Here is an 11,648-nt window from a genome sequence, read left to right as displayed (position 1 = left end):
GTCGCAGCGCGACAGTTCATTGTGGATTTGCCGAAATCCTGGACTGAGCCCGCGAAAAGTGACAGCGTAGGGTTCATGGCGGATTCTGGAGTCAACGCGACGGCGGCTGCCCTGCTGGGGCTGCTGCACGAGGGGCCGATGACGGGGGGCCAGTTGATGGCGGCGGCGCAGCGCCGCCTCGGCGCCTACTGGTCGATGACGCGCAGCCAGGTCTACCGTGAGCTTCCCGCGCTCGCCGACTCGGGTTATGTCAAGCTCGGCAAGCCGGGCGCGCGCTCCAGCCAGCCCTATGCGATCACGCCGGCCGGCAAGCGGGCGTTCGCCCGGTGGCTGGCCGAGCCGGCCGGCCGGGAGGCGCTGCGCAACCCTGTCGCGCTCCGCGTGGCGTTCGGCGCCCAGCAGTCCGCCCAGCAGCTCCAGGAGGTCTACGCGCAGGCCGCCGAGTACCACACCGCGGCCCTCGCCGAGGCCCGCGAGATGGCCAAGGAGGCGAAGAAGGCGGGCGACGACTTCTCCGCCGCGTCGCTCGAGTTCGCCGTCGGATATCACAAGGCGGCGCTCGGCTGGCTCAAGGGCGCGCCCAGCAAATAACGTTCGGCGATGCGGCGTAGTCTTTGACTGTGACTGCTCTGGACCACGCCGAATCGCTCAAGTCGCTCGATAGCACGCTGCGCAACATCGAGGCGGTGCTCGACCTTGACCGGTTGCGGAAGGAGAAGGCCGACCTCGAGCAGGAGGCCTCCGCTCCCAACCTGTGGGACGACCAGGTGGCGGCCCAGAAGGTCACGTCGCGGCTGTCCTACGTCCAGGGCGAGATCAACCGGCTGGAGCGCCTGCGCGGCCGCCTCGACGACGCCCAGGTGCTCCTCGAGCTGGCCGAGGCCGAGGCCGACGCGTCGTCACTCGCCGAGGTCGGCGAGGAGATCAACGGGCTGCGCAAGTCGATCGAGGAGCTCGAGGTCCGCACGCTGCTCTCCGGTGAGTACGACGCGCGGGAGGCCCTGGTCACCATCCGCGCCGGCGCCGGCGGGGTCGACGCCGCCGACTTCGCCGACATGCTCCTGCGGATGTATCTGCGCTGGGCCGAGCGGCACGGCTACGCGACCGACGTCTACGACACCTCCTATGCGGAGGAGGCCGGCATCAAGTCGGCCACGTTCGCGGTGAAGGCGCCCTATGCCTACGGGACGCTGTCGGTCGAGTCGGGCACCCACCGCCTGGTCCGGATCAGCCCGTTCGACAACCAGGGGCGCCGCCAGACGTCCTTCGCGGCACTCGAGGTGGTGCCCGTCGTCGAGCAGACCGATGAGGTGGAGATCCCCGACGACGATCTGCGCGTGGACGTGTACCGCTCGAGCGGCCCCGGCGGCCAGGGCGTCAACACGACCGACTCGGCCGTGCGGCTCACCCACCTGCCGACCGGCATCGTCGTGTCGTGCCAGAACGAGCGCTCGCAGATCCAGAACAAGGCGACCGCGATGGGCGTGCTGAAGGCGAAGCTGCTGGCCGTGAAGCGGGCCGAGGAGGCGGCGAAGATGGACGCGCTGCGCGGCGACGTGGCCGGCTCCTGGGGCGACCAGATGCGGTCGTACGTGCTCCACCCCTATCAGATGGTGAAGGACCTGCGCACCGAGCACGAGACCGGCAACCCGGTGGCCGTCTTCGACGGCGACCTCGACGCGTTCATCGATGCCGGGATCCGCTGGCGGAAGCAGCGCGAGCTCGACCCCACCGCATGATCGTCTGAGCGGAGTCCGTCAGTCACGGACCGTGATCGATGGCCTCTGTGAAAAAGTGAGGCGTACGTCACACTCGCGGGCGGAATCGAGCGCTGCCTTGCCGTTCGGGTCCCCCCATCGGGTCCGCAATTCCGGCAAACCGCGCGCGACGCACTTCGTGTGTTTGGCGCGGTTGTCACACCGCGTAGACTCACGTCCCGTGATTCGGCTTGACCACGTGACGAAGACGTACCCGAAGGCGTCCCGCCCCTCGCTTGACGATGTTTCCGTCAACATCGAGAAGGGCGAGTTCGTCTTCTTCATCGGACCCTCCGGCTCAGGCAAGTCCACGATCATCAAGCTGCTCCTGCACGAGGTCACGCCCAACAAGGGCAAGGTCGTCGTCAATGAGCGCGACGTGACCTCCATGCGCTCGTGGCGCATCCCGGCGTTCCGCCGGCAGATCGGCTGCGTGTTCCAGGACTTCCGGCTGCTGCCCAACCGCACCGCGTACGAGAACGTTGCCTTCGCCCTCGAGGTGATCGGCAAGTCGAAGGGCGTCGCCCGCCGTGTCGTCCCCGAGGTTCTCGAGCTCGTCGGCCTGGGTGGCAAGGAGCACCGCTACCCCCACGAGCTGTCCGGTGGTGAGCAGCAGCGTGTGGCCGTGGCCCGCGCCTTCGTCAACCGTCCGCTGATCCTTCTGGCCGACGAGCCAACGGGAAACCTCGACCCGGACACGTCGATCGAGATCATGCGTCTGCTGGACCGGATCAACCGGACCGGCACGACGGTGGTCATGGTGACCCACGACTCCAACATCGTGAACCAGATGCGCCGGCGGGTCGTCGAAATCGAAAGTGGCCGGATCGTGCGGGACCAGCCACGCGGCGTCTACGGCTGATTTAGCCCCAGACCGTCCGCACCTGTAGCTTTGCTGGGTCCGCTGGGAAGGAACCCCACCCGATGCGCGTGAGATACGTCCTGTCCGAAGTCCTGACCGGGCTCTGGCGTAACGTCACCATGACCATCGCGATGATCATCACGATGACCGTGTCGCTGACGATGCTGGGCGCCAGCCTCCTGCTCTTCTTCCAGGTCGACAAGATGGAGAACTTCTTTTACCAGCGGGTAGAGGTCTCGGTCTTCCTCAAGGTCGACGTGACCGACGAGCAGCGCACCAACCTCAAGTCTGCGATCGAGTCGAACCCGCTCGTCAAGACCGCCGAGTACGAGAGCAAGAAGCAGGCCTGGGAGAGGTTCCAGACCCAGTTCAAGGACGCTCCCGACCTGGTCAACGCGACCAAGGAGGAGTCCCTTCCGGAGTCCTTCCGGATCAAGCTCAAGGACCCGAACTCGGTCAAGCAGTTCTCCGACGAGATCCGCTCGCAGGAGGGCATCAGCGACATCGTCGACCAGAAGGAGCTGCTGACCCGGGTCTTCGACCTGCTCGGCGCGCTCCAGACGCTCGCGTTGACGGTCGCCATCGTCCAGGGCGCGGCGGCGTTGCTCCTGGTCGCCAATACGATCCAGGTGGCGGCCTACAGCAAACGGCGCGAGGTCGCGGTCATGAAACTCGTCGGCGCCTCGAACTGGTTCATCCAACTCCCGTTCGTCCTCGAAGCGGTCTTCGCCGGCATCATCGGCGCGATCCTGGGCTTCGGCACGCTGGTGGCGGCCAAGGTGTTCATCATCGACGGCTCGCTGAAAGCGTTGACCAACGTGCTGCTCCCGGTGGACTGGGGCAACATCCTGCTGATGCTGCCGCTCCTGGCCGGCGCGGGTGGCCTGGTGAGCGCCGTGACGGCCTGGGTGACGCTGCGCTTCTACGTCCGCGTCTGACACGACAGACACGCAACAGAGGGCGGGCCGGTCGACGGCCCGCCCTCTGGCGTTCCAGGAAGTTCCGGGTTGTCTCTGCTGAAATCCGGGTTGCCGGGCGCGATACGCTTCTGTGCGTCCGTACGAACCTGTGGAGGGGTCGATGCCGCGCGAAAAGGGACGCAAGGTCGTCGCGTCCAACCGGAAGGCGCGCCACGACTACGACATCCTCGAGACGTTCGAGGCGGGCATCGCGCTCACCGGCACCGAGGTGAAGTCGCTGCGGGCCGGCCGGGCGTCGCTCGTCGACGCGTTCGGCCAGCTCTCCGACGGCGAGGTGTTCCTGCACGCGATGCACATCCCGGAGTACACGATGGGGACCTGGACCAACCATCCGCCCCGCCGCATCCGGAAGCTCCTGCTCAAGCGCCAGGAGATCGACCGTGTCGGGGTGAAGGTGCGCGAGAGCGGCCTCACGCTGGTGCCGCTGTCGGTGTACTTCTCGGACGGCTGGGCCAAGGTCGAGCTCGGGCTGGCCCGCGGCAAGAAGTCCTACGACAAGCGCCAGACGCTCGCGAAACGCGACGCGGACCGGGAGATCGCTCGCGTCATGGGCCGCCGGAACAAGGGCCGCGACGAGTAGCGCATCTCCGTCATGCAAACGGTGAGTGAAGGCCATAGAGTCCGTGCGTGACCGAGATTCGGGTCGATATTGACCTGGACCACCCGCCCGCGGCGGTCTGGCGCGCACTCACCGAGGCTCGGCTCGTCACCGACTGGCTGCCCGCAAGGCGGTTCATGGTCCGCGAGAACGGGACGTTCACCTTCCACGCCGAGGGCCTCGAAGGGCTCGAGGACCCGGTCGAGGGCGAGGTCGTCACCGCCGAGGCACCCCACCGCCTGGTCATGCGGTGGGAGGCGCGCAACCTGCACACCGTCGTCGCGCTGACGATCGAGGAGCGCGGCGAGGGGAGCCGGCTGACGCTGACCCAGCGCGGATTCCTGGGCCGGCAGGGGACGCTGCGCCGGCGGGTGCTGCGCGACACGTACACCGCCCTCTTCGAGGGCCCCCTGGTCGCCACGCTGGCGAAGGGCCTGCCGGCGTCACCCCCGGTCCGGCGCAACGAGGGCGGCCCGTTCAGCCGCCTGCCGCGCCGGGCCGGCGGTGCCAGCCGGTCCGCGCCGGGACTGAGCTCGGAGGTACGGGCGACGGCCGGCCCGCGCCCCACGACGTCGATGCCGGGCTTCGCCTCGGCGGCGGTGCGGGCCCGCGGGGTGGCCGCGGTGCCGGCGGCCTCCCCGGCGCGTGGGGTCCGGGCCCGGCTGGCCGGCGTCCGGAACTGGTCCGCCGACCGCCGCAACCAGGCGGTGGCGGCGATCCTGCTACTCATCGCGGTGAGCGCCCTGCTCGTCGGCACGGCGACGCTGCCACACCCCGCCGGCCCGCCGCGCGTGGGCGGCCCGACCGAGGGCCCCGCGCAGGCCGCGATGCCGGCCGCGTCCGCCCCGTCCGTCCGGGTGACCGCCCGGCTGACCGCCGCGTACCGCTCGGAGAACCTCCAGCCCACCTCGTACCGCGTCACGATCACGATCGCCAACCCCGGCCCGGCCCAGGCGACCGACTGGACGCTCGTGGTGACCCTGCCGACCCTGAACCTGACCGTGCGCAACGTGCAGGGCGCCGTGATGACCCGCGCCGACGTGCGCACCGTCTTCACCCCGACGGAGGCGACCCGCACCGTCCCCCCGGGCGGAGCGGTCACGATGTCGTTCGAGGTGGAGGGCCCGGACGCCCGCAACGAGCCGATCAACTGCACGATCGACGACCGCCCGTGCGCCGCAACTCCGTGATCTTTGACGGTTGGGGGTGTAACATGGTGGGGCTGTGTGGTGCAGCACGCCACCACTTCCCGCGCGCGGGGGTGACTGGTTTCGACTTTGTGCGCAGCGTTAGGGGAAGCGAGCCGAGGAAGCCGACGTTGTCTCGAGAATCAGTCGTCGGAAAACAATAAGCGCCAACATGAAGCGCTCCGAGCTTACCCTCGCTGCCTAAGTAAGGGTTAAGCTCTGTCGGCCCGGGATTGCCTTCGGCCCGGTAGCCGGCATCAGCTAGAAGGCTGGCCAACCGAGTCTCGTCACGGGGCTCGCACGGCGAGGTTAATCGTGGCTGGGCCCGTCATACCAACTCGCTCGCGTGATTGGTAGGGCCGAGTAGAGGCACAGCGAGCTGCGCTCGGAGAAGTCCTAACAAAGCGACGAAGGACCCGGGTTCGATTCCCGGCACCTCCACCATGGAGGGTGTAATCGAACCCGCGCCAGCAAGAGCGGCGCGGAGGAGATCGCTCGAAGAGGCGGTGTCACCGGCAACGGTGACGCCGCCTCTTGCTATCTCGGCGAGGGGCTTGACCTGCGGTTGCAGCTCATCGGACGCCACGAACGGCCCTTCCCGGTCGGCGTCCAGGTAGAGGCGGTGGAAGAACGTCCGGTTGAGGGCCTGCCGCGCCTTCTGGGTGGCCTGGCGGTACATCTCCTGCGGATCTTCGAGCAGGTCAAGCAACTCTTGCAGTGTCTCGCGCGCCGCGCCGGTCCTCGGTATGTCGCCGAGTTGGCGTCGTAGCTTGGTCTGTTCGTCGCGGACCTTGCGGAGCGCCTCTGGGCGATCTTGTCCTGTGGCCAGTCCGGGTCACCGACGAGGTCGAGGAAGCGGTCTTCCTGGACGTCCAGCTTGGCGAGCTGCACCCTTGTCCGCTGCTGGACCTCGGCCCTGGTCGTCTCGGAGTGGTTCAGGACCTCGCCGACTCGCGTCGTGATCCTTTCGCGGAGGCCGCTCGACAGCATCACCGTGGCGTAATTGTCGATCACTGCGGTCTCGACCTTGGCGATCGGCAGGTACGGCAGGTCGCAGGTGTGTCGCTGGCGGCCCTGGCAGAAGTAGTAGAAGTACAGGCTCCCGGTGTGGCTCTTGCCCCGCATGATCATGAGCCGGCCCTGGCAACGGTGGCACCAGACGACGCCCTTGAGGTAGTGACTGTGGTTCCGCTCGCGGATGCCTCCGGCGCGCTTCCGTTCGAGCATCCGCTGTACCTCGTTGAACAGTTCCTCGCTCACGAGGGGTTCGTGGCGGCCCTGGTACTCCTGGCCCTTGTAGGACACGAAGCCTCGGTAGAAGCGGTCGCGGAGCAGGTTGCCGAGCGAGTTGATCGAAATCGGCGTCCCGGCCGGGAACCGCTTTGTCGGGCGAGTGCGGAGACCGGCGTTGGTCAGCGCCTCGATCAGCGCGTGAAATCCGTAGTCGCCAGTGGCGTACAGCTCGAACGCCGTCCTGATGAGTGGCCCGCGCTCCGGATCGACCTTCACCGTGCGCACCTCTCGGCCCTCGAACCGCTCGCGGACGTTGAGGTAGCCGATCGGCGCCTTGCTGACCAAGCCTCCGTTGATGATCTTCTGGCCCATCTTGTACGCGATGTCGGCGCCCGCCGCCCGCGACTGGTACTCGTTCACGCCGTCGAGGACCGTGGCGACCAGGTCGCCGATCGCGCTGTCCTCGGTGTAGTCCATGACCGAGATCAGTGTCGCGCCGGCCGTGCGCAGGTCCCGCTTGGTGATCGCCGCGTCGATGCTGTTGCGGTGAAGGCGGGAGCGGGCGTAGACGATCACGTAGTCGACGTCCCGCTCGGCCTTGAGTCGGGCCATCATCGCCTGGAACTCTGGCCGCCGGTCGACCGTCGTCGCCGAACGGCCGGGCTCCACGAACTCGGCGATGATCTCCGCGTCCAGCTCGGCGGCGCGGCGCTGGACCGCCGCCCGCTGCGCCGGGAGCGAGATGCCCTCGGGGTCGTAGTCGGTGTTGACCTGACCGGCCGACGACACGCGCAGGTAGGCGAACGCGCGCTTGCGGGTGGTCGTCGGCCGGTCGTGGTGCCGCGTCATGGGTCAGTCCTCCGTCTTACGTGGGTGTCGGGCTTGGTCTTGGGCCATGAGCACGATGGCTCGGATCAACAGGTCTTCATCTGGGTGCACAAGTCGTCGCCGTCTCGGCTTGCGGTGATGCGCGGGCGCCTCCTCTCCGGTGGGTCGGTGGGGTTGTCCGCGCGAACGTCCGTCCGCCGTCCGTCCGCGCGCTTACGTGCGCAGACGCGCGGGCGGACGTCCGCGCGGACGTTCATGGCGTTGCCTCGTCCGCGCCGCGCCACCGGCCTCGGGTGACCTGTTCGGCGCGGCCGTCGGTGGCTCGGGCTTGGAGCCGGTCGTACACCCACGTCCGGCCCATGCCGGTGAAGTGCATGAGTTCGGGGACGCTCAGTCCGTCGGTTGGGGCGTCGCGGAGCGCCAGGTGCAGCGTGATCTCCGGGTCGCTGACGATTTCGCCTTCGATAACCTCCCCGGCCTGCTCGGAGAGTGGGTCGAGTGCTGGCCGGTGGTCGGCGTAGCGAGCGGCGGTGGTTTGGACGTCGTCGTCGGTGACGAGGTAGCCGCGTGCGCGTCTGGGTTGGGTGTGGCCGTCTGCGAGGAGGTAGAACTTGCCGGGTGCGTCGAGGGTGTGGGCGTGCCAGCCTGTGGTGAGCATGCCTTTGTCGAGGATGAGGTCGACGTCGCGGCGTTCGCGGACTCGGAGGCAGATGCGGACGCTCATCTGCGAACGCAGCGCTCCCCCACCCATGGACTTCTGGGTCGGCCGCTGGTTGGCGGCGAGGAGCGTTGTCGCGGTGGCTCGTCCACGCCGGGCAATGGACTCCGCCGCTTCCACGGCGGTTGGAGCCTGGTCGACCAGTTCGGCGTACTCGTCCACGACGATGACGAGCGCGGGCGTCTGTGGGGTGGGTTCCCAGACGCGGTCGCCGCTGTGGCTCATGGCGTCGGCTCGGGCGTCGAGGATGCGGACGCCGTCGCGGAGCAGGGCGGCGGCTTCGGCGGGTGTGGTGGCGAGTCTGGCGAGGCAGGACGCCCACGGGCGGAGTTCCATGCCGCCTTTGAGGTCGATGCCCCAGAGGACGACGTCGGGGCAGGCGGCGAGGTTGCCGAGGATGACGTTGAGGACGCCGCTCTTGCCTGCGTCGGTGGTGCCGCCGATGAGGATGTGCTTGCGCAGCAGCGGGAGCCGGACCTTGGCGGCGTCCTCGAAGACGCCGAGGTCGATCGGGTCGTTGATCGACTGCATGGTCGGGCCGGGCCAGGGGATGGCGCCTGCGTGTGGGTCGGCGGCAAGTACTCGCATGACGAACCGTCCAGCGTGGGCCGGGTCGGCCTCGACGCGGACGGCGCCGGGGCGGGTGCCGAGGCCGGATTCGATGGCGGGTATGCGGGTGATGACGTCGGCGACGGTTTGGCCGTTGGTGAGGTGGAGGCGGGCTCGCCATCCCCAGACGTCGACCACGGCGGACATGATGCGGGAGCCGGCGAGGCCGATGTGTTCGGCGATGTCGGGCCAGGCTTGGATGATCCGGTCGACGCGGACCCGGGCTCGGCGGCGCCGGTGGGTCCACCAGGGCACGGCGAACGCGACAGTGGCGGCGGCCAGCAGCATCGGCAGCGGGTCGCTGGTCGGCCCGACGACTGTCGCTGCCGCCAGCCAAACGCCGGCCGCTGCCGTCGCGGTTCCCGCGTAGAGGCGTTCCTCGGCGCGGTCGATGTTCCACGGGATGCCGCGGGCGAGGGTCAGCGCCGCAGCGATGGCAGCGGTGAGCAGGATCCACGGCCAGGTGTCCGGGTGGCTGCTGTGCAGGATCGCGGCGCCGACGAACAGCGCGAGTGCGGTGGCGAGCGGTGCGAGTTCGGATCGGTAGCGGAACAGGGCACGCGCCGCCGCCAGGGTCAGGCTCGGCCGGTCGGCGAGCAGGAGGAGGGGCTGGCCGTGGTGGCGCTGCCAGGCGCGGTGTCTGCGGCCGTATGACCTCATCGCCGGACCTCGTCTCGGAGGTAGGTGAGTGGGTCGGGGTCGCCGTTGTGCGCCGCTGTGAGGGTGGCGTTGGCGGCGGCGAGGAGGTTGGCGAACTCGGTGCGGGCGTTGGTGAGGAGGCTTGACTGGCGTTCGATTTCGGCGAGCAGGATGGGGATGTCGGCGATGGCGGTCCAGAGTGCGACGCGGGTGCCGCGCGTGAGGGCGGCGTCCACGTGGGCGCGGACGGCGTCGCGGTCGACGGTGGGCTTGGGTGCCTCGGCCATCAGTTGGTGTGTGCCTCCTCTCGTTCGGCCGCCAGGGTTCGGCGGAGGGCGGTGGCTTTTGGGCCGGAGACGCGCAGCGCTGTTCTGAGTGAGTCGCGGGTGATCGGGCGGCCGTTGTTCGCGGTCCGGTGTTCGGCGTCGGCTTGGCGTGCGGCGGCCAGCAGCTCGTCGTCGGTCCGGGACTGGGTCCGGACCGGTTCCGGCGCTTCGGGTGCCGAGTCCTGGGCGGTCCGGACCGCGTGCAGATGAGCGGTGAGACCCAGGACGGCCGCCGGTACGGCGCCGACGACCACGACGACGGGCCAGGTGACGTCGAGGAGGTCGGCGGCTGCGGCGTGGTAGATGGCGTTGCCGATGATGCTGGTCGTGATGGCGCCGATGGCGTTTGCGCGGGCGAAGCGGATGGCGCGGCGGGGGCTGACCCCGGCCAGCCACACCCTGGCCGAGGTCATCGCGTAGGCGTCGATTGTGACGGGAAGCAGGATGGCGAGCCGTTCAGGCCAGCCGCTCAGCAGCGCCAGGCCACGGAGGCCGGTGAAGCTGGCGACGGCCGCGGACGTCGCGGCGATGAGCATGCCGGCCATGACCCATCCGTCGCGGCGTGCGGTCACAGGCCGAGCCCGGCGACGTAGTGGACCAGGGCGGTGATGACGCGGAGGATCTGCGGGCCGACGGAGGAGGTGGAGAGGAAGTAGCCGAACAGGACGCAGACGGCGATCTGCCAGGTCGAGATGCGGGTGTACCGCCAGAGCAGGTAGACGAACACGCCGAGTAGCAGCACGGCGGAGACCGAGACGGTCAGTGGTTCCTCCTTTCCTAGAGGTTGGTCTGGTTGGAGTCGGGTCCGGGCCGGTGGTGGATGCGTCGGCCGGTGTGGCGACGCTGCCAGCGCACGCGGGCGCGGCACTTGCGGCAGTAATTCGAGGTGTCCCGGTCGAGCTGCGCGCCGCAGGGGCAGCGGTCCTCACCGTCGATCGGGGCGGGCAGTGGCAACGAAGCGTCTCCTTTCGCTCGTCGCCAGACCTCCTCGACAACTCGCGAACATGTTGCACATGTTCGAGTTTAGGTGCCGTCGGGAGGTCGGTGAAGGTTCGTCATCGTTCGATGTATCGAGAATCTGCAAAATGACCGGACGTGGTCAGGGCATGGCTGGACGTGTTGAAGATGTCTCGCCTAAGGTGGTCATCTGCCGGGACGTCCTGCGACGGGGAGCCATGCCGAACGAACGCCTGCGGACCGCGATGCTGGAACGCGGCATCACGCCCACCGGCCTCGCCGACGTCCTCGAAGTCGACCCCAAGAGCGTCGAACGCTGGATCAGCGGCCGGCTCCCGTACCGTCGCCACCGCTATGCCGTCGCGGCCCACCTGGGCGTTGACGAGTCGTATCTGTGGCCGGACGCGCTGACGCGGGACCATGTCGCGAACGCGTCCGAGAGCGAGATCATCAACATCTACCCGGCTCGCTGGACGGTGCCGTCAGACCTGTGGCGGACGTTCTTCGACAACGCCGAGCGTGAGATCGGCATCCTGGCGTACAGCGGCCTGTTCATCCCGGAGGACACCGGCATCCTGCGGATCCTTCGCCGCAAAGCCTCCGACGGCGTACGGATCCGCATCCTGATCGGTGACCCGGACAGCGAAGAGGTCCGCCAGCGCGGGATCGACGAGGGCATCGACATGGACATGGGCGCCCGCTGCCGCAACGCGATCGTGCTTTACCAGCCGCTCCGCGACGTCGACGGGATCGAGTTCCGGCTGCACAGCACGATCCTCTACAACTCGATCTACCGCGCCGACGACCAGGTCCTCGTCAACACCCACATCTACGCCACGCCGGCCTCGAACGCCCCGGTGTTGCACCTGCGGCACGTCGCGGGCGGGGACATGGTCGGGACCTACGTCGAGAGCTTCGACCGGGTCTGGGCCGCCGGCACCCCACTGGATTGAG

13 protein-coding genes and 1 other RNA gene are annotated in these 11,648 nt (G+C 68.6%); 8 read left to right on the top strand and 6 right to left on the bottom strand.

The features are described from left to right. Positions 1–75: 75 nt before the first annotated feature. The 7 genes from ABZS66_RS08610 to ssrA all read left to right on the top strand — a co-directional run bounded on the left by ABZS66_RS08610 (position 76) and on the right by ssrA (position 5,828). Entirely contained in the window at positions 76–591 is a 516-nt protein-coding gene (locus tag ABZS66_RS08610) for a PadR family transcriptional regulator (RefSeq protein WP_354756464.1), read from the top strand. A 29-nt stretch (positions 592–620) separates the two neighbouring features. Further along, positions 621–1,739 carry a peptide chain release factor 2 gene (gene prfB / locus ABZS66_RS08605; RefSeq protein ID WP_354756462.1) on the top strand — a complete coding sequence of 373 codons (1,119 nt, stop codon included), beginning with the start codon at positions 621–623 and terminating at the stop codon, positions 1,737–1,739. 199 nt (positions 1,740–1,938) lie between these two features. Then, positions 1,939–2,619, top strand: a complete 681-nt coding sequence (gene ftsE / locus ABZS66_RS08600) for a cell division ATP-binding protein FtsE (RefSeq protein ID WP_033367409.1) — start codon at positions 1,939–1,941, stop codon at positions 2,617–2,619. 62 nt (positions 2,620–2,681) lie between these two features. Beyond that, on the top strand, positions 2,682–3,557 hold the full coding sequence (gene ftsX / locus ABZS66_RS08595; RefSeq protein ID WP_354756460.1) for a permease-like cell division protein FtsX: 876 nt from the start codon (positions 2,682–2,684) through the stop codon (positions 3,555–3,557). A 142-nt stretch (positions 3,558–3,699) separates the two neighbouring features. Further along, positions 3,700–4,179 carry an SsrA-binding protein SmpB gene (gene smpB / locus ABZS66_RS08590; protein WP_354756459.1) on the top strand — a complete coding sequence of 160 codons (480 nt, stop codon included), beginning with the start codon at positions 3,700–3,702 and terminating at the stop codon, positions 4,177–4,179. Between the two features lie 47 nt (positions 4,180–4,226). Next, positions 4,227–5,387 carry an SRPBCC domain-containing protein gene (locus ABZS66_RS08585; protein WP_354756457.1) on the top strand — a complete coding sequence of 387 codons (1,161 nt, stop codon included), beginning with the start codon at positions 4,227–4,229 and terminating at the stop codon, positions 5,385–5,387. Between the two features lie 67 nt (positions 5,388–5,454). After that, positions 5,455–5,828: a transfer-messenger RNA gene (gene ssrA, locus ABZS66_RS08580) on the top strand. 93 nt (positions 5,829–5,921) lie between these two features. On the opposite strand, the gene ABZS66_RS08575 is transcribed toward ssrA, so the two are convergent. The 6 genes from ABZS66_RS08575 to ABZS66_RS08550 form a co-directional block, all read right to left on the bottom strand. Then, a complete protein-coding gene (locus tag ABZS66_RS08575; protein WP_354756455.1) occupies positions 5,922–7,466 on the bottom strand; it encodes a recombinase family protein in 1,545 nt (514 codons plus the stop codon). A gap of 232 nt (positions 7,467–7,698) precedes the next feature. Then, entirely contained in the window at positions 7,699–9,432 is a 1,734-nt protein-coding gene (locus ABZS66_RS08570; protein ID WP_354756453.1) for an FtsK/SpoIIIE domain-containing protein, read from the bottom strand. Beyond that, positions 9,429–9,698 (bottom strand): hypothetical protein, encoded by a 270-nt coding sequence (locus ABZS66_RS08565; protein ID WP_354756452.1) that lies wholly within the window; start codon positions 9,696–9,698, stop codon positions 9,429–9,431. Before ABZS66_RS08565 ends, ABZS66_RS08570 begins: the two co-directional genes overlap by 4 nt. After that, positions 9,698–10,282, bottom strand: coding sequence for a DUF2637 domain-containing protein (locus ABZS66_RS08560; RefSeq protein ID WP_354756451.1), 585 nt, complete (start codon positions 10,280–10,282; stop codon positions 9,698–9,700). The genes ABZS66_RS08565 and ABZS66_RS08560 overlap by 1 nt, the downstream gene beginning before the upstream one ends. Positions 10,283–10,305: 23 nt before the next feature. Next, on the bottom strand, positions 10,306–10,479 hold the full coding sequence (locus ABZS66_RS08555) for a hypothetical protein (RefSeq protein WP_354756449.1): 174 nt from the start codon (positions 10,477–10,479) through the stop codon (positions 10,306–10,308). A 35-nt stretch (positions 10,480–10,514) separates the two neighbouring features. Then, positions 10,515–10,691: a hypothetical protein gene (locus ABZS66_RS08550; protein WP_354756447.1), complete on the bottom strand. Its 177-nt coding sequence runs from the start codon at positions 10,689–10,691 to the stop codon at positions 10,515–10,517. 221 nt (positions 10,692–10,912) lie between these two features. On the opposite strand from ABZS66_RS08550, the gene ABZS66_RS08545 reads away from it, so the two are divergent. Further along, entirely contained in the window at positions 10,913–11,647 is a 735-nt protein-coding gene (locus tag ABZS66_RS08545; RefSeq protein ID WP_354756445.1) for an XRE family transcriptional regulator, read from the top strand. The last annotated feature ends 1 nt before the right edge of the window (position 11,648 follow it).

It is taken from the genome of Dactylosporangium sp. NPDC005572 (assembly GCF_040605515.1).
Classification (GTDB): domain Bacteria; phylum Actinomycetota; class Actinomycetes; order Mycobacteriales; family Micromonosporaceae; genus Dactylosporangium.
This window is presented reverse-complemented; position numbering and strand designations above follow the sequence as displayed.

Bases quoted from the DNA above. Each gene is read 5' to 3' on its own strand.
- ABZS66_RS08545 (WP_354756445.1), top strand. From the start codon at position 10,913: ATGCCGAACGAACGCCTGCGGACCGCGATGCTGGAACGCGGCATCACG.
- ABZS66_RS08565 (WP_354756452.1), bottom strand. From the start codon at position 9,698: ATGGCCGAGGCACCCAAGCCCACCGTCGACCGCGACGCCGTCCGCGCC.
- ABZS66_RS08575 (WP_354756455.1), bottom strand. From the start codon at position 7,466: ATGACGCGGCACCACGACCGGCCGACGACCACCCGCAAGCGCGCGTTC.
- ABZS66_RS08610 (WP_354756464.1), top strand. From the start codon at position 76: ATGGCGGATTCTGGAGTCAACGCGACGGCGGCTGCCCTGCTGGGGCTG.
- ABZS66_RS08560 (WP_354756451.1), bottom strand. From the start codon at position 10,282: ATGGCCGGCATGCTCATCGCCGCGACGTCCGCGGCCGTCGCCAGCTTC.
- ftsX (WP_354756460.1), top strand. From the start codon at position 2,682: ATGCGCGTGAGATACGTCCTGTCCGAAGTCCTGACCGGGCTCTGGCGT.
- smpB (WP_354756459.1), top strand. From the start codon at position 3,700: ATGCCGCGCGAAAAGGGACGCAAGGTCGTCGCGTCCAACCGGAAGGCG.
- ABZS66_RS08570 (WP_354756453.1), bottom strand. From the start codon at position 9,432: ATGAGGTCATACGGCCGCAGACACCGCGCCTGGCAGCGCCACCACGGC.